Origin of the sequence: Paenibacillus sp. FSL R5-192 (genome assembly GCF_000517845.1) — a bacterium.
Classification (GTDB): domain Bacteria; phylum Bacillota; class Bacilli; order Paenibacillales; family Paenibacillaceae; genus Paenibacillus; species Paenibacillus amylolyticus.
This window is the reverse complement of sequence record NZ_ASPR01000021.1, coordinates 1-21963: the sequence shown is the minus strand read 5'-3', so window position 1 is coordinate 21963 and position 21963 is coordinate 1. Positions and strand designations below refer to the sequence as shown.

The 21963-nt window shown below is 49.5% G+C and carries 18 protein-coding genes; 16 read left to right on the top strand and 2 right to left on the bottom strand.

Annotated features, from left to right (window positions below; genetic code table 11):
• Positions 1 to 34: 34 nt before the first annotated feature.
• The 11 genes from C161_RS16880 (at position 35) to C161_RS16830 (ending at position 12656) form a co-directional block, all read left to right on the top strand.
• Entirely contained in the window at positions 35 to 874 is an 840-nt protein-coding gene (locus C161_RS16880; RefSeq protein ID WP_036671594.1) for an Rpn family recombination-promoting nuclease/putative transposase, read from the top strand.
• 213 nt (positions 875 to 1087) lie between these two features.
• Positions 1088 to 1798, top strand: coding sequence for a response regulator transcription factor (locus C161_RS16875; RefSeq protein WP_036671592.1), 711 nt, complete (start codon positions 1088 to 1090; stop codon positions 1796 to 1798).
• Positions 1795 to 3300, top strand: a complete 1506-nt coding sequence (locus C161_RS16870) for a sensor histidine kinase (RefSeq protein WP_036671591.1) — start codon at positions 1795 to 1797, stop codon at positions 3298 to 3300. Before C161_RS16875 ends, C161_RS16870 begins: the two co-directional genes overlap by 4 nt.
• A gap of 60 nt (positions 3301 to 3360) precedes the next feature.
• A complete protein-coding gene (locus C161_RS16865) occupies positions 3361 to 4467 on the top strand; it encodes a hypothetical protein (protein ID WP_051449783.1) in 1107 nt (368 codons plus the stop codon).
• A gap of 240 nt (positions 4468 to 4707) precedes the next feature.
• The gene (trhO, locus tag C161_RS16860; protein WP_036606654.1) at positions 4708 to 5595 is read left to right on the top strand and encodes an oxygen-dependent tRNA uridine(34) hydroxylase TrhO; all 888 of its coding nucleotides are present in this window, start codon (positions 4708 to 4710) and stop codon (positions 5593 to 5595) included.
• A gap of 12 nt (positions 5596 to 5607) precedes the next feature.
• Complete coding sequence (locus C161_RS16855) at positions 5608 to 6255, top strand: helix-turn-helix transcriptional regulator (RefSeq protein WP_083677519.1); 648 nt, start codon at positions 5608 to 5610, stop codon at positions 6253 to 6255.
• A 721-nt stretch (positions 6256 to 6976) separates the two neighbouring features.
• Positions 6977 to 8026: an ABC transporter substrate-binding protein gene (locus C161_RS16850; protein ID WP_036671590.1), complete on the top strand. Its 1050-nt coding sequence runs from the start codon at positions 6977 to 6979 to the stop codon at positions 8024 to 8026.
• 185 nt (positions 8027 to 8211) lie between these two features.
• Positions 8212 to 9072 carry an ABC transporter permease gene (locus tag C161_RS16845; RefSeq protein ID WP_047841071.1) on the top strand — a complete coding sequence of 287 codons (861 nt, stop codon included), beginning with the start codon at positions 8212 to 8214 and terminating at the stop codon, positions 9070 to 9072.
• A 2-nt stretch (positions 9073 to 9074) separates the two neighbouring features.
• Positions 9075 to 9869: an ABC transporter ATP-binding protein gene (locus C161_RS16840; protein WP_036606660.1), complete on the top strand. Its 795-nt coding sequence runs from the start codon at positions 9075 to 9077 to the stop codon at positions 9867 to 9869.
• Between the two features lie 192 nt (positions 9870 to 10061).
• On the top strand, positions 10062 to 11240 hold the full coding sequence (locus C161_RS16835) for a winged helix-turn-helix domain-containing protein (protein WP_051449782.1): 1179 nt from the start codon (positions 10062 to 10064) through the stop codon (positions 11238 to 11240).
• Positions 11241 to 11309: 69 nt separating this feature from the next.
• Entirely contained in the window at positions 11310 to 12656 is a 1347-nt protein-coding gene (locus C161_RS16830; RefSeq protein WP_084650284.1) for an MFS transporter, read from the top strand.
• Positions 12657 to 12772: 116 nt separating this feature from the next.
• On the opposite strand, the gene C161_RS16825 is transcribed toward C161_RS16830, so the two are convergent.
• Positions 12773 to 13354 carry a hypothetical protein gene (locus C161_RS16825; protein ID WP_036671589.1) on the bottom strand — a complete coding sequence of 194 codons (582 nt, stop codon included), beginning with the start codon at positions 13352 to 13354 and terminating at the stop codon, positions 12773 to 12775.
• Between the two features lie 30 nt (positions 13355 to 13384).
• Complete coding sequence (locus C161_RS16820) at positions 13385 to 13918, bottom strand: hypothetical protein (RefSeq protein ID WP_036671587.1); 534 nt, start codon at positions 13916 to 13918, stop codon at positions 13385 to 13387.
• Positions 13919 to 14148: 230 nt separating this feature from the next.
• Here C161_RS16820 and C161_RS16815 point away from each other — a divergent pair, with 230 nt between their 5' ends.
• The 5 genes from C161_RS16815 to C161_RS31565 form a co-directional block, all read left to right on the top strand.
• The gene (locus tag C161_RS16815) at positions 14149 to 14646 is read left to right on the top strand and encodes a DUF6385 domain-containing protein (protein ID WP_036606672.1); all 498 of its coding nucleotides are present in this window, start codon (positions 14149 to 14151) and stop codon (positions 14644 to 14646) included.
• A 45-nt stretch (positions 14647 to 14691) separates the two neighbouring features.
• Positions 14692 to 16122: a DUF6385 domain-containing protein gene (locus C161_RS31985; RefSeq protein WP_235193843.1), complete on the top strand. Its 1431-nt coding sequence runs from the start codon at positions 14692 to 14694 to the stop codon at positions 16120 to 16122.
• 79 nt (positions 16123 to 16201) lie between these two features.
• Positions 16202 to 18484: a glycosyltransferase gene (locus C161_RS31575; protein WP_051449781.1), complete on the top strand. Its 2283-nt coding sequence runs from the start codon at positions 16202 to 16204 to the stop codon at positions 18482 to 18484.
• The gene (locus C161_RS31570) at positions 18441 to 20411 is read left to right on the top strand and encodes a tetratricopeptide repeat-containing glycosyltransferase family 2 protein (RefSeq protein ID WP_162163201.1); all 1971 of its coding nucleotides are present in this window, start codon (positions 18441 to 18443) and stop codon (positions 20409 to 20411) included. Before C161_RS31575 ends, C161_RS31570 begins: the two co-directional genes overlap by 44 nt.
• An 82-nt stretch (positions 20412 to 20493) precedes the next feature.
• Positions 20494 to 21963: glycosyltransferase family 2 protein (locus C161_RS31565; protein WP_156946126.1), on the top strand; the 1470-nt coding region annotated here is incomplete at its 3' end.

The window sequence follows — 21963 nt, the reverse complement described above, 5'->3', positions numbered from 1 at the left end:
GATATAATGCTGGTGAGAATGGAGCTGATGCTGAGTGACGGAATTACTCGATCCACGAGTAGATTTTGTGTTCAAACGCATTTTTGGAAGTGAGCAAAACAAAGATGTTTTGTTAGCTTTTCTGAACAGCACGTTTATAGAGACCGGCGAATCTCCTCTTACGGAGATCACTGTGGTTAACACGTATACAGATAAGGATAGTCCAGAGGATAAACAATCCATTCTGGATATTAAAGCCAAGACGTTAGAAGGCAAACTAATTAACATTGAAATGCAGCTGTTTAACCCGTATAACATGGAGAAAAGGACGTTGTTTTATTGGAGTGAGATGTACTTTCATCAGATAAAAAAGGGTGAAAACTATAGTCTACTCAAAAAATGCGTGACTATTAATATACTCAACTACTCCTGTCTGGATAATGAGCGATATCACAATGTTTTTCATTTACGAGAAGATCATACAGGTATTGGTTTGACGGATGATATCGAAATACATGTGATGGAACTAACCAAATTGGATGAGTATTCTGTTCCGATGGAAAAAGGCGGACTCGTGAATTGGTTATTATTCCTTAAAGGAATAGATACATCAAACTGGGAGGTGCTGGCCATGAATGAACCGATGTTGAAAAAGGCGATGGATACGCTGGAATTTCTGAGTCAGGATGCGTCCACCAGAATGGCCTACGATGCTCGAATGAAAGCATTGAGTGACGAAAAATCAATGATTGAAGGCGCACGAGCTGAAGGAGCGGCTGAAGGCAAGAGAGAAATGGCTCGTGAGTTACTCACACTTGGCGTAGATCTCTCAGCTATAGTTAAAGCATCTGGACTCTCTGAAGATGAAATTAAGAAGTTATTGCCTAAACAGTAACATGAAACGGGAATCTATAGATTAAGGGCTGATCCAATCACGGGTTGGCTCTTTTTGTCGTCATTGGGGTATAAAGAAAGTAGAGCCAAGTCCAAGCTGAGAGGATGAAAGCTTCTCATACAAATTGCAAACTCATCCATAGCTAAATCGCAAAGACCTTGCTAACATAGACCCATAAACTAACTCATGACATAGATAAAGAGGATGAATCCCATGAATAAAAAAGTGCTCGTGGTAGATGACGAATCAAGCATCGTCAGTGCCATTGCTTACGCGCTGCGGCGCGAAGGATATGAAGTAGATACTGCGAGTGACGGCGAAGAGGCCTTGGTCAAGGTCGCATCGTTTCATCCGCAGGTCATGATTTTGGACGTCATGATGCCAAGGCTTGATGGATATGGCGTATGCCGCAGGCTGGAGGACCGCGAGGATATCGGCATTATTTTGCTGACCGTCAAAAATGATATCGTGGACAAAATCGTTGGCCTGGAAATGGGCGCCGATGATTACATGACCAAACCATTCGAGATCCGTGAACTGCTTGCAAGGGTGAAAGCGCTCATGCGCCGTGTCGAGAAAAGCAGTCCACCACCTGACGATTCGAAGAATCAGGCCATCGTGAATGGCACACTGCGTATTCATGTTGCTCACCGCACAGTGACCGTGAATGAGGAGAAGCTGGATCTGACACCAAAAGAGTTCGACCTGCTGACCATTCTCATGTCCAATCCTGAACGTGTGTACACACGAGACGATCTGCTGGATCGAGTGTGGGGCATGGAATATGCGGGTGGTACACGAACCGTAGACATTCACATCCAGCGTTTGCGTAAAAAAATTGGAGATACGGATCAGCAAAAATTACAGACCGTATACGGGATTGGCTACAAAGCATCTGCACCTGAAACAGGCGGGGCCATATGAGAGTCAGCATCAAGCTGAAGTTCAGTGTTTTTCTGGCAGCATTACTTATCCTTACCGTGGTGGTGCTTAGTTCACTGGTCCTGCGCGGTATTGAACGCAATCAGCAGTCACAGATTGAAGGTATTTTATCACAGCAGACACGGCTGGTGAATCTGAATGTGCGACAGTCCTACTACACGGAGTCCGTTCATCTTGAACAGGACGTTTTTTTACAACAAAACGGCCGCAGGCTTGCACAGGAACTGGCCAACTCTACCGGATTGCCGATAGCGCTTTATGATATGAAAGGCCAGCAAGTCGGCTCATCGATCAGCTCTGGGGAGAGTGCGATTGTTCAGGATACGCTCAACTATGCACTGCAAAATAAAATTGCCTATCATGAACAAGGGGATACCTTGCTCTATGCCGCACCACTGGACGGTCCGGACGGACAGATGGGTGCCGTATGGATGCAATATCCGGTCCAAAGCTACCATGAATTCTATACTCGCATCCTTCAATTGTTCATATGGGCAGGAATTACCGTTGTTGCGCTGAGCTTCATATTAGGTTATCTGTTCTACAATCGGTTTGCCGTTGCGATTACTCGGCTGAAAAAGTCCGCAGATTCCATTCGCGAAGGGAATTACATTACGGAGTCTCCTTTAAAGCGCAAGGATGAGTTGGGGGAGCTGGGGCAGGGCATTTATTATATGAGTACATCCATTCAGCAAAATATCACAGCCATGCATGCGGAGCAGCAGAAGCTGCAACTGGCGATTGAGAAACTTCAGGCGCTGGAACAGCAGCAGAAACAATATATTGGTAACATTAGCCATGAATTCAAGACACCACTGACATCGATCAAAGCTTATGTGGAGCTGCTCGACATGTATAAGGATGATCCGCAACTGCTTGATGATGCCACGAGTAACATTGGCAAAGAAACGGAGCGGCTGTACGAGATGGTCGAGAAAGTACTACATTTATCTGCTCTGGAGAAGTATGACTTCGAGAACCAGGCCGAAGATGTAGAGGTCAGCGCTCTGCTGGAGGATGCCTGTGGCCGGATGCGTGGGAAAGCGGAGAAGTTTGCGCTGAACATGGAACTGGATCTTGAACCGGCGGTGATCCGCAGCGATCGGGAGAGTCTTATGCATATTTTCATCAACATGCTGGATAATGCCATCAAATATAACGTTCCGGATGGTGTGATCCGGGTGAAGAGTGAACTGCGGATGCAGGAGCGTCAAGCGATCATTCGCATCTATAACTCGGGTACGCCAATTCCGGCAGAGGCGCGGGAGAAGATTTTTGAACCCTTTTACACCGTGAACAAAGACAGAGCCAGAAAAACCGGTGGAACCGGACTGGGGCTATCTCTCGTGAAGCAGTTTGTTGAAAAACAGGGCGGTACAATCACCCTGCTGTCGAGTGATCCAGAAGATGGGGAAGGTGTGACGTTCCAGCTCATGTTCCCTTTGGCTGATTCAAGTTTACAAGTTCGAAACAAGTCTGAATAACTTTGGAAGTATGCGATGTATATGCTTGGTCTATAGCAAGAGAAACCAGGGGGGACCATCATGAATTGGAAACAAGCAGCTTTGGGCACGTTCGGAGCCATTGCCCTGTTAACGACAGCGGCATGTGGGGGAATAACGGAGCCGGGGGGCAACGCACAAGGTGGGAAAACGGGCACGGATATTACGGTAAAAGATAATACCAACACGTCCGTGTACCAGAGCTTCAAGCTGGAGAAGATTGATAAATTGCCGAATATGCGCGGAATTGCATGGCTTAGTGATGATTGGATTGTATCCGACAAGGAGAACAAGTCCTTGAAACCCGTCATGGTTGAAGGCCAGGAAAGATACCCGCACAACTTATATATGTATGATCTGACGAAAGGCACCGACACGCCGCTCAAGGAAAGTGAAGCCAGTCTGGGTGCACCGCTGGTGTCACCGGATGGTCAGTATCTGTTTTACCGGGAACCGGAGGAAAATACGGGCAAAGGCTACTTCCTGAACCTGCATAACGGGGAGACAACCCCTGCTGGCAAGGAGGATGGATTCATCCAAGAAGGCGCATGGCTGGATAATGAACATGTCGTTTTCCCCAATATGAAGGGTGATCTGATCTCGGCAAGTGTGGACGGTACAACAAAGATACTAGTGGAAACAGGTAATTTCAATGTACGGAGTATCAAGGTGTCAGGCGATATGCTCTATTATATTACGGGCGAGGACGGCCAGTTGAATGCATACGATGCGAAGACGGGTGAAGTAAAACAGGTGCTGAAAAGTGTGGAGTGGGTCATCCCATCTAATGATGGAACAAGGCTTGCGATTGTGAAAAGAACAGCGGATACCAAACGGGCGCTGGTGCTCACCGATCTGGAAGGCAATGAGAAGGCCACGCTTGCCAGAGGCACACAGATTTTCGGCACAAGCTGGTCGGGTGATGATTCCAAGATTGCATACACCATCAATTCTGAGAATGATAATGAGAAAGGGCTATTTGTCTCCAACACGGAGTCGGCAGAACAGTTCCAGATCTCGGCCGATATGGACAACGCTTCTGACCCACTCGCCTGGAGCCCGAAAGGAAATAAAATCCTGTTATCACAGGCGGTATTGGAGAATGAATCGTATCACTTTGTAACCTCGGTCATTACGATCTCGGAATAGGGTGAATGGTGCAGAAAGATATGTTCCATATCTTTCATGCCTTTCTATACATTTATATTGACTAAGCTGTTCCGCTTCCGATAAACTAGAATGCAGGAATAAAAGTCGAATGTCAGGCAGCAGTTCGAGACGATGTTTCGGGCGGCTGTTTATTTTCTTTTTTAGAAGTAAGGTTGCAACGTAGTCGTCTTGCCGGATGATCCGGCCAATAACAACATGGAATAGGAACAGGTGATATACATGTGTAACAGCGCGTACCGCGTGCTTTTATATTATAAGTTCGTGAAGATTGAAGACCCCGAGACGTTTACACAAGAGCATCTGCAATACTGTAAGGACCTTGGTGTGAAAGGCCGTATTCTGATCGCATCCGAAGGCATTAACGGTACGGTATCCGGAACGCCAGAACAGACGGAACAGTACATGAAAGATATGCTGGCTAATCCGCTGTTCAGCGACATGGTGTTCAAGATTGATGATGTCGAGGAGCATGCGTTCAAAAAGATCTTTGTTCGTCACAAAGCAGAGCTGGTAACCTTCCGTGTGGAAGATGAACTTGACCCAAATGTGACTAGCGGCAAACGCCTTTCGCCGAAAGAGTTCCATGAACATCTACAACGTGATGACGTTATCGTTATCGATGGTCGCAATGATTATGAATACGAAATTGGTCATTTCCGCGGGGCCATCCGTCCAGATGTGGAGTCGTTCCGTGAGTTTCCGGAGTGGATCCGCGAGAACCTGGGTGACATGAAGGACAAAACGATTATTACCTACTGCACTGGCGGCATTCGCTGCGAGAAGCTGACCGGGTTCATGATCAATGAAGGATTTCAGGATGTGGCTCAATTGGACGGCGGTATTGTCACGTACGGTAAAGATCCGGAAGTACAAGGCCATCTGTTCGATGGTAAGTGTTACGTGTTTGACGAGCGGATCTCTGTACCGATTAACCGGACAGAAGAGGATATTGTCATTGCCAGCTGTTATCACTGTGGAACGACACATGACCGATATATTAATTGTCCAACCTGCAACCTACAGCATGTAAGCTGTGAGGATTGCGAAGAGACGCATAACCGCTTTTGCTCGGATGCCTGCCGGGAGGCAGCACCGGTACACGCATAAGCAGGAGAGCAGGTGCTGATCGTGAAGCGCGAAGAGGAACGAACGACGCGTGAACGGATTTTGTTCATGCTGAAGCAGCAAGGTACATTGACCGCGAGGGAAATGACAGCTGATCTGGGTCTGACCGGCATGGCCATTCGCCGTCATCTGACGGCACTGGAGCAGGACGGCTGGATTGAGGTTCGGGAGGCCCGGGCTACGGCCGGACGTCCGTCCTCGGTGTACCAATTGACGGTACGTGGGGACAGCTTTTTTCCAAAATCATATTCCTCCCTTACGCTGGAACTGCTTGAAGAATTGTCTGACTCAGCCGGGAGCGGTGTGGTAGATGCATTGTTCGAGAGTCGCCGGGACAAGCTGCTTCGCAGCGGATTGCCACAGATGGAGGGCCAGGATCTGGCTGGACGGGTGGAGGAACTCGCTCGAATCCAGAATGCCAACGGATATATGGCGGATGCGTCTAGAGATGCAGATGGAACCTACGTCATTACGGAAATGAACTGCCCGATTGTGCAAGTCGCGAGTGTCTACAAGCAGGCTTGCCGCTGTGAACTGGAACTGTTTCGCTCGCTACTTCAAGCTGAGGTGGAGCGTACCGAATGTTACGCCGATGGCGGTAAAAGGTGCAAGTATGAGATTCGCGAAGCGTCGGGAAATTAACTGGGTGAGAGTTGAAAAAAAGATATTCAAAGTGTAAAGAAGAAGAGATGGTATCGAGTTTCGTCGAGGCCATCTCTTTTTTTATATCCTGCGTTACGTGAAACTGTATGAAAGAAATTTCTCTAACGAACCCTGTAGACGCTATTTTCCTCTCCAAAGATCTTTTCAAAATTTAACGAATCGTAAAGGCGCTATTTTGCTTAATTTGGCCGATTCTCGGTATCGAATTCTAATATTAGAATGAATAACGAGTGTGAGGTTCGTTAGGATTTGCATATCGTGATTATTACCCCAATAAGATGTCTCGGGTTCGTTAGCATTGGAGAAAGGGCGATTTTATTGCTTGGCGCTAACACGTTGGCTTGGTGCAGCTGGTCAACGTGAAGCGCTAAGCACATTACAGCTTCTTGACGAGCCACTCGCATAACTTGCGGGTTGCTTTTTTTATTTATGTAATGTTTTCTATCACAACCATACGATGAAAGTAAATTGGAAGCGGTTCAACCATTGACGGATATCGGGACGCCCCTTAATATTAGGGGAACAATAAAACACCAACACGGGTCATGGACTTCAGTCGCATGAGAAAAGTCTATATTTGTCTGCTTTTGTCGATCAAAGCAACAATGCGTTGAAGCGTTTGTTTTGTCCCGCCCTATCGTGTCAATGGAATCTCGATAAGGGTAACCACATTTTATAAGATGGAGAGGGGTTCTCACACATGAAAAAGAAATTTTGGATGTCACTGATGATGGTTGCTTCAATGATCGTTGCGGCAGGTTGCGGAAATAACAGCGGTACAGGTACGGAATCCGAAGGATCAGGGACTACAACAGGTGGAGGCAGCGAGGAAAAATCATACCAGATTGCCATCTCGCAGATTGTTGAACATCCATCTCTGGATGCTACACGTGAAGGATTCATCGCAGCCCTGAAGGAAGCGGGCATTGAAGAGAACAAGAACCTCAAAATCGATTACAATAACGCGCAAGGTGATTCGACGAACAACCTGTCCATTGCACAGAAAATCTCGGGTGATTCCAAAAATGATCTCGTACTCGGAATCGCAACACCATCTGCGCTGGCGCTGGCTCAACAAGTGAAGGACAAGCCATTGTTGTTCGCAGCGGTAACAGACCCGTTGGGTGCCAAACTGGTGACCGATATGGATAAGCCGGGCGGCAATGTTACAGGTGCATCCGACACGAATCCGGAGGCTATCGTACAATTGGCTGACTTTATCGCTAAAAATCTGCCGGATGTGAAAACGGTGGGCTTGGTCATTAACGAAGGTGAACCAAATGCGGTGGTTATGGCAGATAACGCTGAAAAAGCGCTCGCAACACATAATATCAAGCTGGTGAAAGCACCAGTTACGAATACATCTGAAGTAAAACAGGCTACGGATTCCCTCGTTGGCAAAGTAGATGCCTTCTACATTACACTGGATAATTCTGTCGTGAGTGCGGTTGATACGATCATCCAAACGGCAAACAGTAATAAAATTCCGTTCTTCTCCAGTGATCGGGATACTGTTGAAAAAGGAGCTTTCGCAACCGTTGGCTTCAAATATTATGACCATGGATATCAGGTGGGTGAGATGGCCGCGGACATTCTGAAAAATGGTACAAAACCTGGTGATATGAAAGTCACCGTTCCGGACAAACTGGATCTGATCCTGAACCTGAAAGCGGCTGAAGCCCAAGGTATCACGGTTACGGATGAGATGAAAGCGGAAGTAAAAGACCAGGAAAACAACATTATTCAATAGAATCAATATAATGAGTTATGAGATTGATTCAATAATCTGACCGGAGTCTAATCCGGCAGTATGAATGCGAGGCGAACATGCAACGGGTTCGCCTCATTCTTTTCGATAGACAGGGAGGAAGTAGTGTGAGTATAAGCTGGAATTCAATTGAAGGGGCGATCGAGCTGGGGCTTCTATACGCACTGATGGCACTTGGTGTTTATATTACGTTCCGCATACTCGATTTTCCTGACCTTACCGTAGACGGAAGTTTTACAACAGGAGGCGCAATCGCGGCGGTTATGATCTCCAATGACTTCTCTCCTTGGCTTGCCTGTTTGGCGGCAATGGCTGGCGGCATGGTGGCTGGGGCTTGTACAGGTCTGCTTCATACCAAAGGCAAAATCAACGGATTATTATCCGGGATTTTGATGATGATCGCGCTCTACTCCATTAATATGCGTATTCTTGGCGCACCGAATAAATCCATTATGGGTATGGATAATCCATTCTCAGGTGAGCATGTCATGGTGTTAATTATCATCGTGGTGCTGGTGTTTAAAATCATGCTCGATCTGTTCATGAAAACAGATGTTGGACTGGCACTCCGCGCGACAGGTGATAACAAACGCATGATTCGCAGCTTTGGTGCAAATACGGATGTGACTACCATTGTAGGTGTCAGCTTATCCAATGGATTGGTTGCACTATCTGGTGCATTCATTGCACAGCAATCAGGTTTTGCAGACATCACGATGGGCATCGGTATGATCGTTATTGGACTGGCTTCCGTCATTATCGGTGAAGCCATTCTTGGAGCAAGAACGGTATTCTGGGCTACACTTGCAGCGATCGTTGGTTCAATCATTTACCGGATTGTGGTCGCGCTTGCGCTTCAAGTGGAATGGTTTGATACATCTGATCTGAAGTTGATCACCGCGGTGATCGTTATTATTGCTCTTGTATTCCCAACGATGCAACGCTCCATGAAGCAGCGTAGTCTGGCTCGCAAACGAACGGAAGAGTTGATGCGATCCGGGGGTCAACAGGCGAAGGGAGGTATGTGATCATGCTGGAGATTACGCAAGTAACCAAGCTGTTTAACCCAGGTACAACGGATGAGAAGACCGCGCTGGTTGGTGTGAATCTGACGATGAATCCGGGAGACTTTGTGACGGTGATTGGCAGTAACGGAGCGGGTAAATCCACGCTGATGAACATCATTTCGGGTGTGATGAAGCCGGATATGGGCGATGTGCTGATCAATGACCGCTCCATTAAAAACCTGCCAGAGCATAAACGCAGCAGCTGGATTGGCCGGGTGTTTCAGGACCCGATGGCAGGAACAGCACCACATATGTCCATTGAAGAGAATATGGCGATGGCATACAAACGTGGCAAAGGACGCGGACTAGGCTTCGGAGTTACCCGTGCCAGACGGGAGATTTTTAACACGCAACTGGAGAAGCTGGGAATTGGACTGGAGAAGCGTCCGAATGCAAAAGTGGGTCTCTTGTCTGGCGGGGAGCGCCAGGCACTCAGCCTGTTGATGGCGACCTTTACCCAGCCGCAAATTTTGCTATTGGATGAGCATACGGCAGCCCTTGACCCATCACGTGCCGAACTGATAACGGAACTGACGGAGACACTTGTGCGTGAGATGAGACTGACTACATTGATGGTGACGCACAATATGGAGCAGGCCATTCGTCTGGGTAACCGTCTGATCATGATGGACAAAGGCCGAATTATTCTGGATGTCAGCGAAGAGCGCAAGCGTACGTTGACTGTCCCTGAGTTGCTTGGTGAATTCGAACGGATTAGCGGCAAAAAAATGGCAGATGATCGTGTCGTGCTGGGTTAAGACAAGGGAACACTTGTTGGAAGAACAGATATACGTACCGTAATCCACAATCTAAGCCATCTATAAGTTAGACGATAAAAACCTTTTGCGTTCTCGCAAAGGGTTTTTGTGGTATGTTGAACACGTTGAAAAAATGGAATGAATCTATACGATTTCGGATCAGCGAATTATACATAGTAGGAGGAACCAGGCATGTCTTTGCAATTGGATGAAGGGACATATACGGTCACGCGGCGTACAGAGTCCATTCGCCTGCTCGCCAAGGAATTTGCACTGCTGCATTTTCTGTATGAAAACAAGGAGAAAGCCTTCACCCGCAGTCAATTGCTGGATCGGGTATGGCCGCTTGAATATCCGGTTGAACGCACTGTGGACGATCATATCTATCGCCTGCGCAAGAAGCTGAAACGCTGGGACGAGATCCGTCTGGATACAGTACGGGGCTACGGATATCGACTTGCTGTGCATGAGAATAAGTCCGCTCTACCCGCTAGCCCATCTGCTCAGGACCCAGAAATGCAGGAGGTCATTCACGGATTACTTCGTAAATATCACTTGTTTGGGCAGGGAAACGCCATACAGACCCTGGTTCAACAACAGGAGGCACTTGGCATTCAGATTGCCCCTTATTATCAGTTGTATATCCGTTTTATACAGGGGGATCTGGAATGGCTGATTACAACAAAGGAAATTCCCTTTGAGGAGCGACTATATTGGCTACTGATTTTCGTGCACCCCCTGATCGAGCCAGCGGATAGTATTCAGTTGTATGAACAGGCGCTGAATTCAGCTGCATTGTCTGCCGATCAGCTTCGCGAACTCTGTATTCTGAACATCGTTGAAGTCTATGTAGAGGTGGGCCAATATCAACGTGCCAAAGAGCAGCTGGAAGAAACATATCGTGTAATAGACACAGATGAGCTCAAGAATTTCAGACTGCCTGTAGCACTTGCAGCGTTGTATGTGGAACTGTGGGGTGGCAACGGCGAAGCTGTTGAGGCTCAGATGGCAGTCCTGCGAGCGGGATTGAAGGATGCACCCTATCTGCGAGAGATCGGACGTTTTCAGGTGATGGAAGGATTATGGTTACTTCGGCAGGGACGGATTCGTGAGGCAGAGTTAAGAATGGATGACGGTCTGGATGTATTGAAAATGTCGCTGAATGCACCGCTGTATCTGAATGCGGCATTTCAGATTCTCCTATTCCTGGGTCATCATCGAATTGAAGGTAGAATTCGCAGTAAATATCGTCAAGTGTATGGAGAGATCGGCAAAAGTTATGGTGTACCCGCATATGGACAACAAATTGTAGATGAAATACGTAACTTTTTATCTCCTACTTCCCCATCCTCTGATCTTCCTCTGATATAACTCCTTTATGATTACAGCCAAGGAACATACAGACCACAAGCGGCTGTAATCAAGGGAGGAAGTACATGTATGACCGTCATTTCAAATGAACCCACATCCAATGAATCCACCGAATCACCCGCCTCATCTGCGGAATCTTCCAAAAGCTTATGGACCAACCTCCGGTTTGTCCGCATGTTTATCGCATACTCTCTGGCTACGTTTGGAGATTGGTTCGATGCACTCGCCATCCAGGTGATGGTGGCCTACCGCTGGGGCGCCGATCCACTGATCATTGCACTTATTCCTGTATGTATGGCTGTCCCGGGTATACTGCTTGGCTCCTTTGCAGGTGCCCTGGCTGATCGACTGCACAAAGTAAAGATCATGATCCTGTGTGATGTGATCACCGTGGGATTAACCGTTGCTATTTTATTCGCACCAAGCCCGGCATGGTTGCTGCCACTTCTTGCCCTGCGGGCCATGATGGGAGTTTTTCACGTTCCAGCTCAGCAGGCGTTAACCCGCCAGGTGGTGGTAGAGGAGCATCTGTTTCAGGCATCGTCCCTAAACGGTTTTGTGAGCCAGTGTTCTAAAGTGGCGGGACCACTTCTGGGTGCAGTTATTTTGGCCTTTTTCTCACCACAAATCTGTATTGTTATTAATGCCTGTACCCGCCTGTTGTCAGGTGCGGTATTATGGCCCTTGCGGCGTTTGGTGGAGAAATCGGAGTCCCTTGAATCAGACGGGAGTGCTGCTAGTGAAAAAGATGGATCGGAATCTTTGTTCTCCCAGTGGAAGCAAGGCTGGCGTTTTATACAGAGCAGTCGCACCGTAATGAGTACGATTCTGTTCGGCTGTTTTGGACTCATGGCCATCCTCATGATTGATTATCAGTTTACGACCCTGTTTCGGGAGATCAAGCCAAGTAATGAATCACTGCTCGGCTGGTTGGGGTCGTCGGCAGGAGCCGGGGCAGTCGTCATCATTTTGTTGTTAAATCGCTTGCCTAGAATTGGGTATGGGTGGGGACTGGGTGGAGGATATCTGTTCGTGGGTGCCGGAATCGCTGCGCTGGGGTGGATCGGCCCACAAACACCTGAAATTTGGGTCATTATCTGGGGCCTCTGCATTGGGCTGGGTAATGGACTCTTTATGGTAACACTGAATTATTTGTTGCAAAAGGAGACCCCTCCTGCCTATGTAGGGCGCGTCTTTGGCATTCAAAACTCGTTATCCAGTGTTGTACTGGTTGTAGCTCCGCTTGCAGGTGGAGCGCTCATTCGAGTTGCAGGGCCGAGCCCCACCTTTCAATATATCGGTCTCGCTACGCTGGTAATTGGTCTTGCCGGCATTCTTCTACAGCGCATTTTGTGGGAAGGGAAGCAGCCTCTCGTGTCTGAAGCAAAAGAGATCATTCCGCAGGAATCGGCCTGACAGCCTTGTCCGGACCATTTTTAATCATCCATCTACAATATAAAGAACAGCCGCTTTCGGTACTCATCCGAAGGCGGCTGTTTGCACGTTGCCTTTGTTATACATCGTTGAACGAATCATACTTCCCACCAAGCAAAATAAGCAGTGGAGGCCATCAGCCCACCAACCGAAAGTGATCCGCTGACAGAGAGGTTAATCGCTTGACCCGGAGGAACCACGTAACGGCCAAATTCATTGGACAGAAACGGCCCTGCTTGAAGGGGCATAGCCATCAATGGCGTCGCTCCTGAAGGTGTAGCAGCAGAGAACCGTACCGTGGCTACGCTGGTATTGCTGCTGGAAAGATTGCTGTTTACTGATGTTAGTGTGGTGGGCGATGTCAGTGTTCCATTAGCGCTCAGACTCATGGAACCACTGAAGGAAGATAATAGATTGAGTGATACCGTGATTCCGCCGGAGAGCCTTGATACGTATAGGGTTTTCCCACTCCCTGCGGGATTGGCCAATTGTACGGTGGCGATCACCGTTCCTCCCAGCAACCCCAGTGTTGTGGAGTTGGTGGAACCTGCATTGTACAGATTGCCTGTACTGCCAGCATTATTCTCTGGAGGTGCAACAATGCCGGGAGAAATATACGTGTTGGTGTTAGACGTATAGACGGGCTGGCTTAACGGGTTGAATACATTATTATTTGGCACAGTGTGCACCTCCTTTTATCAGGATCAAACTCAGAATTCCCACCAGAACAGATTAATGGCTGCAGTCTGATTCCCCGTGCCTACGCTAATGGATAATGTTTGTCCCGGTGGAACAATAATTGAGCCATTCAGACCCAGTGAATACATTCCTGCAGTGAGCGGAATACTTGCAATGCTCGTGAAGGTTCCCCCCAGGGTACCGGTATTTTGTCTTGTGGTAACTACACTGGCATTGGTATTTCCAAGTAACGTATTGACGGGCACTGGCGTGCTACCAGCAGTCACGGTTCCTCCTGAATAGATAACAAGAGTAGCTGCCGCTGTTGTGCCTCCTGTGAGGCTGGATATACGTATTGTTCGGCCGCTGCCGGCCGCATTCAGGATCTGTAGAAGAAGACTCTGGTTGGAAGGAATTAAGGTATTGTTGGTCGTCAGGGCAAAAAAACTGCCTGCAGCAGCTGCACCGCTGTCTGGTGACGCTTCAATGCCCGGGGCTGAGAAGGTATTGGTCAGTTGAGTAAACAGGGGACGATTAGATTGGTTGAATACATTATAGTTGGTCATCTCATCCACCTCCCATAGACCAGATTAACTTATAGAGGTTGTTCAAAAAGTCCGCTTTTGATTACGAAGGGTGCCTCTTGATTCGCATTTCATTGTACTTGCAGTGTATGTGAAAAGAAGCAAATGGATTGGGGACTGAGCCGTATATCTGGAAATAACGGCGGTTGCCGTGCCCGTATATCCAATCCGGGCATACGATGCGTAAGCACATTTTTTAAGGGGAAATCGAGATGAGTCGAACAGCGAAGCAAAGCAAGAAGAGAACGAAGCAACCAACTAAATATGTCAGTCGCCGTCGCTCCCGTCATTCCTGCCGCGCTAAATTGCTGAAACCCCCTTGTTCCCGGATTACTCGTCCCCGGTTCAAGCAGGGTGCTTCCTCACGTACGAAACTCCCTGGTGCTATTCATTGTTTTACAGAGCATACGTATGTCGGAGCCGAAACCAGTAGCAGCATGGATTCACTCCCGGCACAAGACACCTCATCACTCAGCATGTATACCTATGGCGTTGTGAATCGGGGCAAACATCCGGCTATTGTACAGATCCAGATCAGCCCCAATGCCGTGGATTATGCTGTGGACAGCCAGGAGGTGGTCGCGGGAGGCCAGACCAAAGCGCTGGTACCATTGCGATTTTTGCACTATACCCGGCTTGCAATTCGATCCGTTGAACCGGATCAGCCGACCCGGCTCGATGTTTACTTTCAGGCGCAGCGTATGCCATAAGGGAGTATGATCTCACAGATTTGACCAGGGAGGAGGACGAGACACATGCCTAACTTTACAACGTTTAATACGAATCCGGATAATCTGAGAACGTTGATTTTTGGTCAGGATAGTACAGGCACAGCCCAGCCTGTCAGAACGGATACAAGCGGGAACGTGGTTGGTATTATTTTGGACGGAACGATCAGTAACATCTCAGGTCTGACCACGGTTACAATTAACGCCGGAACCATTACCAACATTCTGAACGGAACGATCACGAGTGTACTTGGAGCGACGATCACAGCAGGTACGATTACCAGTGTGCTTGGAGCCACAGTAACAGCAGGTACATTGACGAATTTGCTGAATGGTACGATCACAAGTGTATTAGGAGCAACGATCACGGCGGGAACGATTACAAGTGTACTTGGGGCAACCGTAACAGCAGGAACACTGACAAACTTGTTGAACGGTACAATCACGAGTGTGCTTGGAGCCACGGTGACCGCAGGAACGTTGACGAACTTGCTGAATGGTACGATCACAAGTGTATTAGGAGCAACGATCACGGCGGGAACGATCACCAGTGTGCTCGGGGCAACTGTAACAGCAGGAACATTGACGAACTTACTGAATGGTACGATTACAAGTGTATTGGGAGCAACGATTACGGCGGGAACGATCACGAGTGTGCTTGGGGCCACGGTGACCGCAGGAACATTGACGAACTTGCTGAATGGTACGATCACCAGTGTATTGGGAGCAACGATTACCGCCGGAACGATTACGAGTGTGCTCGGGGCCACGGTGACCGCAGGAACATTAACGAACTTGCTGAATGGTACAATCACAAGTGTATTGGGAGCAACGATTACCGCTGGAACCCTGACGAACTTATTGAACGGAACCATTACCAGTGTACTCGGTGCAACGGTAACAGCGGGGACGTTGACGAACTTGCTGAATGGTACGATCACGAGTGTATTGGGAGCAACGATTACTGCAGGAACACTGACAAACTTATTGAACGGAACCATTACAAGCGTACTTGGCGCAACGGTAACTGCGGGGACGTTGACAAACCTGCTAAATGGTACAATCACCAGCGTGCTAGGTGCTACAATTACCGCGGGAACACTTAGCAGTGTGACGTCGATTTCACAGAAGAGTTTTCAGGAGTCCCAACTCATAAGCACCCCGACCGCAAACACCTTCACAGCGCTCCCGGCGGTTACGACCAGTGTATTTGGCACGTATTCTTTCTTTGTATATAACCGGGGGCCGGGTGTAAACCGGGTAGATGCTCTTGTTGAGATCAGCGCCAACGGAACGAACTGGTACACGGATGTAACGACGGTAACGGGCATTTTGTCCGGGTCAGTCGATGTATTGGTACCGCAGCGTTTTCTCAAATACACGCGTCTTTCCTACCGCTCCAGCCTAATCGGCGCACCAAGCACGATTGATGTGTTCTTCAATGGACAAGGCACATAACCCATTTATTTGTCATATAGGTACATGGAGTTCCTTTGGTGGACTTCATGTACTTTTTTTGTATTGGAGGTGGTTGGATTTGAAGAACCGTTTACTTGGAATTCATATGATTGTGCAAAATGAAGAACATCACCTGCCCCGCTGTCTCGACAGCTTGAAGCATATCAGCACGGAATGTTTTATCACCGATACCGGCTCATCTGACCGTACACCCGAGATCGCCAGAACGTACGGAGCAACGGTGTTGCACGCCTGCTGGCAAGATGACTTTGCCCATGCACGAAATATCAGTCTGCCTCTGGCGAGCACGGAATGGGTCCTGTGTTTGGATGCCGATGAGTACGTTACGCACGGATTGGAAGAACTGCTGAATTATTTACCTAAAGTCCATAAAAGCATTTTGAGATTACGTATTACCATAGAGAATCGATACGGCGAAGGGGTAGAAGAGAGCGTTATCTCTCAGCCAGTGAGGCTGTTCCGTGCTCATCAGGGATATCGATACAAGGGGCGTATTCATGAGCAATTGGTTCGTAGCGGCCCAAGCGAGCTTACCCAGGAAGAGGCTGCTGATATGAATAAGAGCGAGACCTATACCGATGAACAAAGCCAATTGATCGAGACTGAACCGCTTGCTCCACTATGTCTGATTCATGATGGATATCTGGCTTCAACGATTGCGCAAGAGCATAAGCCAAGACGTAATTTAAAGCTGATTGAGCGTGAATTACAGGATGACCCGAAACAGTCTTTTCACCTGTACAATCTGGGAGTAACGTATTGCCAGCTTGGTGAGGTCGAAAAGGCAATTGAAGCGTTCCGTGAATCATTACACCTGACAGAGTTGCTCGCACCATATCGACCTACACTGGTTAGAGATTATGCAAAGACCCTTGTGGGATCGGAACGTTACGACGAGGCGCATGCAATTCTGGCTGTGGAAAGACAGCGTTATCCATCTTATGCTGATCTGCACCTGTTGTATGGAGAGACGTTGGAGCTGCAAGGTTTGGAGGAGCGTGCATATCAATCGTATGCTCGAGCAACGGACTGTCGGGAGGGAATAGACCGTGTTGGACACAGTGATGGCGGTAGCACGTTAGACGCGTCATATGTAACGGAAGCGGGTTCTAACAGTTACAGAGCCTATACTGCGATGGCAAGACTTGCACAGAAACGGGGATTCTATAAAGAGTCTGCACATCTGTACGGGCTGGCTCTGGACAGCATGTTCACATATGCTCCGGCATGGGCCGGGTTGGCAGACGTGCTGCAACAATCCGGTGAAACGGATGAGAACATAGCAGAAACATTACTTTCCAGAAGCAGAGGAATCGGAGAGTCAGATCACGGTGATTTGATTCGTGGTGAAATGCCCCATTCATATGCAGTGACAAATGAGGATCATCTGGTGCAAATGATTCATGTTCTAACAGGCTGTGGAGCATATGAACAGGCATTGAAAATGCTGGATACAGATGCGTGTACTGTTCGTATCCATGTAGCGGATCAAATACATTGGATGTTGTGTGCGAATAGGGTTTCCGAAGCGCTGCAACTGGCAGAAGAACACTGGAGCGTGGGGTGTGTGCATGAAGTCAATCTGCTGGCTGAGCACAGAATGGATTGGGGACTGGCTTGTTGGGCCAACGGATTAAGATTATCCGAGGCGTTCCTCGCAACTACGCTTCCACAAGAAAAGAACGTTTGGAAGGTCATGGATCGACTGCTGGATCAGCTATCGAAAGAGCCGCGAAGCATGGAACCTGCTTCACAAGAACAGAAGCTTATTCAATGGGGTCCGCAGGCAGAAATGGTAGCAGAGAAGGTTGTGCAGCAAGCCGTAAAGACAGGACAGCTCACACTTGCTGAGCAACTGCATGAGTTGCGGGCCATGATGATGTGTGATCATTGGGGAACGACTTTAACTCGAAGGCGAAAGTTTGCAAGTCTGCTGTATCGTCACGGGTATACCATGGTAGCCGCGAACATCCTGATTCAGTGCATGACCGAGAGTGAGCTGGATGCCGAAGGGTTATTCTGGCTGGGTGAAACGCTGTATGCAAAAGGCCACAACGATCAAGCGCTGTCTCTGTTCGAGCAGGCTCTGGAGCGGGAGCCTGATATGTGGCAGGCCCGAGTTGGAGCAGCTGTATGTTACATGCGATTGGCAATGGAGGCGATTCGGCAGGAATTGGTTCGATCTCCTTCTTCAGGTGTACTCGTTGCACAACATAATGCACTGGAACAAAGGCTGCGAACGACCGAGGGTATGCCGTGGCGTACGCTTTTCCATGCAAAGGAAAGGAGGAATCAGCTTGCGAGCGGAACGAATTTCCCTATGCATGATCGTGAAGAATGAGGAAGAGTTGCTGCCTCATTGTCTTGCCAGTGTCCAGGGAGCGGTGGACGAAATTATTGTGGTGGACACCGGTTCATCGGACCGAAGCGCAGAGATTGCGCAGCAATATGGCGCTTTGGTTGTGGGGTTTGAGTGGTGCGAAGATTTTGCCGCAGCACGGAATGCTGGCCTGGAGCGCGCTTCCGGCGACTGGATTCTATTTCTTGATGCGGACGAGGCGCTCGATAGGGCTGCGCGGGAGCAGATCAGGAGCTGGACGTCGGTCAGCGGATGTGACGGATTGTTTTTAAACATTCATAACTATACAGGTACGGGTCAGCAGGGGGTTACCGTGAATCCGGTTTTACGTCTCTTCCGTAATGCCCCGGAGCATCGGTTCGAAGGTCGGATTCATGAGCAGATTGCGGCGGCGATTTGCCGTAGGAATCCAGAGGCGGCTTTTCATGTGACGGACATGGTCATCCATCATTATGGGTATCAGACGGCGATTGTGGAGCGCAAAGATAAGGTGAACCGTAATGTTCGCCTGCTGCAACAGGCAGTGGAGGAAGAACCGGATCAACCGTTCCATCATTATAATCTGGGTGTCGAGTATCTGCGTGTGGGGGAAGCGGAGCGGGCATTGGAGACGTTTGGTGTGGCTCGGATGGGGATTGATCCTGCGGTGACCAGTTACGCGCATTTGCTGTTCAAATATGAAGTTCGTTGTCTCCAGCATCTGAATCGCTGGCAGGAGGCATTAGATCGCATCGATGCTGCGCTTGAACTCTTTCCAGAGTACACGGATCTGATGCACCATCGCGGGGTATGTGCAGACGCCTTGGGTGATGCAGATCGGGCAGAATATTCGCTGCGTGAAGCTGTCCGTATGGGACCACCTCCACCCATATATCATACGGAGGAAGGCATCGGCACCTATCAGACGTGGTATACGTTAGGGCGTTTACTGGAAGGAAGGGCGGATCTGGAGGGTGCGGTGGATGCTTACGTGGAAGCGGTACGTGCCAAATCGAGTCTGTTACCGCCGCTCTATCGGATATTCCGAATTATGCGAGTCTCCGGGCAGGAACATCAGATTCCAGCGCTGGTGAGGGAGCGTTTTGCACTCAGTTCGGAAGAGGCTACACACAAAGTATTGGGCATTCTGGAGCAATCTCGTTGTTATGATGCGGCTCTGCAATTGTTATTGGTTATATCCTCACAACCTTCCGCAGAGATGAGGGAGCGTTTATCTGTGGCGGAGGCGATGCTCCAAATCCAACAGGGAAGATGGAACAAGGCGCGTCTGAAATTGGAACCTGTGCAGCGGAAAAAAGGGCTACTCGCGATCTCGTCTGCACGATGGCTCGAACGTTTGGAGTGGATCGAGGGGAAGAAAGCCAACGGAGATGATCCATTGACCTTGTGGTTAAAGCGTAGTTCGCAGGCTGGGGCAGTAACGAATGAGGAACCTGCTGTGCAGACAGGGAGAACGGTTGGTCTGAGAGCGACAAAGAAGAAGGACATGGACTCCAGCATAGACGGAACGGTTGCAGGAACAGAGTATGATGGCTGGCAGGCCCTTGGACTGATGATGGAAGGATGTGTACAGTCAGGGAGATGGAAAGAGCTGCATAGCCTGATTCAGATGTGTCGACAGCAATTGGCTGGAGAAGGGTTATCGGTGGAACAGAGCGTTCGAGTGGGAGAGAAGGAGAAAGAGATGGAAGGGAAAAAGGAAAACGGGAAGGTGAGTGACATTGAGTCGTTCCCTGGGGCTTCGGATACCCTGACGGGAACAAGCTGGCTGGTGAAAGGATTGGTCAGTGCTGCGGACCATCATCTGGAGGTGTTCGCTCAGCATACAGATGGACAGAGGCACCGTTGTTGGCCTGTCGTTCAGCATATTCGGCTGGAGTTACCGGGAGCGGACGGGTTTGAGAGCTGAGAGGGGATCAGGCAGGTCCGGGGGTTAAACTTAATTCAGCGGGCTAATGGGTGGGGCTGAACTCCGTTGGTGAGGGGTGGTGATGAATATGGGTATAGGGATTAGTTTGTGTATGATCGTGAAGGATGAAGCCGGTTCACTCCAGCGGTGTTTGAATGCAGTCAGGGATGTTGTGGATGAGATCATCGTTGTAGACACAGGATCGGTAGATGATACAACTGAAATTGCCCGCCTTCATGGTGCCGTTGTAATCCGAACGGAATGGAACGGAGATTTCAGTGAAGCCCGTAATCTGTCGCTGACCGCTGCTACGAAACCGTGGATTCTGGTGCTTGATGCGGATGAGGTATGGGTACAGACCCCTCAGATGAAGACTGAACTCGTGCAGTTGTTAGCGGCAAGCAAGGACAACGTATGGGGGTACTGGATACAGGTCACGAGTCTGTTGGGTATGTCTGGTGAAGAGCGTGTGACAGATGCGGTGTGTCGTTTGTTCCGAAATGATCCCCGAATTGCCTTTCAGGGCAGAATTCATGAAGAGATTGCTTCTTCCATCATGGCACTGGCTCCGCAAGGTGTGCTTCATGCTGGACTTGAAGTCATTCATTACGGATATCTGGAGCAGGTGATTACCGACAAAAATAAAGGCGCACGGAACATGCAGTTGATTCGTTTCGCGTTGAATCAGGAGGGCGATCAACCGGAGTTGTTATATGCTCTGGCCGCAGAATGGTTTCAGCAAGCGAAGTATGATGAAGCACTCCGTTTGTTACAGCCATTATTGGCACAGCTTAAGCCGGAGTGTGGATATCACTCGGATCTGGTGCTGAAAACGGCTTACGCCTGGCGAGAGATTGGCAGCCCGGAACGGGCGCTTGCTGTAGTGAAAGCATGGGCGCCCGTGTATGAGGATTTTCCGGATTTGTTGGAGTTTGGTGCTGTACTTGAACTGGATCAAGGGAGAGAGGACGTGGCCTTGAATTGGTTAAAACAGGCTAAATCAGCTGCTTCCACAGCCAGCAGGTATACATCAGTCTCTGGTGCTGGGACCTATCGTAGCCTGACGCTGGAAGGCATGGCATATGAGCGGGCTGGCCGTTGGGCAGAGGCAGAAACCGCATACACGGCGGCGCTGAGCATGCAACCCGGCAGCATGGCTGCATGGCAGCGGCTGTTGTTGCTGGCCGCAGCCACAGGGCGGCCGCATGCCATCGCTAGCGTAGCCGCTCGGGTAAGCTTGCCACCTGCGGCATGGCAAGCGTTGATCCCGGCCGCGCTTGCCGCGCATCGGCCGGAGTGGCTGCTGCGCCATACGGCGGCGCTTGCTGGCCCGCTGCGGGCACAGCCGCTGGCCGCCGGGCTTGCGCTGGCCCAGCTGGGCGAGGACGCCGCAGCTCGGGCGGCTTTGCAGCCCTGGGCGGCGCATGCGCAGCGCGGGCCAGAGGCGGCCCTGGCGCTGTGGGCGCTGGGCCACAAGCAGCCCGGCGGGCGCAACGCCCGAGCGGCGGCTCGCCTTGCGGCAGCGCTACCCGCCGCGGCCCACGCCGCTGAG

What these genes read in the sequence shown, in the direction of transcription:
- C161_RS16830 (WP_084650284.1), top strand. Translation starts at nt 11,310, where the DNA reads ATGACCGTCATTTCAAATGAACCCACATCCAATGAATCCACCGAATCA.
- C161_RS16875 (WP_036671592.1), top strand. Translation starts at nt 1,088, where the DNA reads ATGAATAAAAAAGTGCTCGTGGTAGATGACGAATCAAGCATCGTCAGT.
- C161_RS31985 (WP_235193843.1), top strand. Translation starts at nt 14,692, where the DNA reads ATGCCTAACTTTACAACGTTTAATACGAATCCGGATAATCTGAGAACG.
- C161_RS16820 (WP_036671587.1), bottom strand. Translation starts at nt 13,918, where the DNA reads ATGACCAACTATAATGTATTCAACCAATCTAATCGTCCCCTGTTTACT.
- C161_RS16835 (WP_051449782.1), top strand. Translation starts at nt 10,062, where the DNA reads ATGTCTTTGCAATTGGATGAAGGGACATATACGGTCACGCGGCGTACA.
- C161_RS16865 (WP_051449783.1), top strand. Translation starts at nt 3,361, where the DNA reads ATGAATTGGAAACAAGCAGCTTTGGGCACGTTCGGAGCCATTGCCCTG.
- trhO (WP_036606654.1), top strand. Translation starts at nt 4,708, where the DNA reads ATGTGTAACAGCGCGTACCGCGTGCTTTTATATTATAAGTTCGTGAAG.
- C161_RS16815 (WP_036606672.1), top strand. Translation starts at nt 14,149, where the DNA reads ATGAGTCGAACAGCGAAGCAAAGCAAGAAGAGAACGAAGCAACCAACT.
- C161_RS16840 (WP_036606660.1), top strand. Translation starts at nt 9,075, where the DNA reads ATGCTGGAGATTACGCAAGTAACCAAGCTGTTTAACCCAGGTACAACG.
- C161_RS16870 (WP_036671591.1), top strand. Translation starts at nt 1,795, where the DNA reads ATGAGAGTCAGCATCAAGCTGAAGTTCAGTGTTTTTCTGGCAGCATTA.
- C161_RS16845 (WP_047841071.1), top strand. Translation starts at nt 8,212, where the DNA reads ATGGCACTTGGTGTTTATATTACGTTCCGCATACTCGATTTTCCTGAC.
- C161_RS16850 (WP_036671590.1), top strand. Translation starts at nt 6,977, where the DNA reads ATGAAAAAGAAATTTTGGATGTCACTGATGATGGTTGCTTCAATGATC.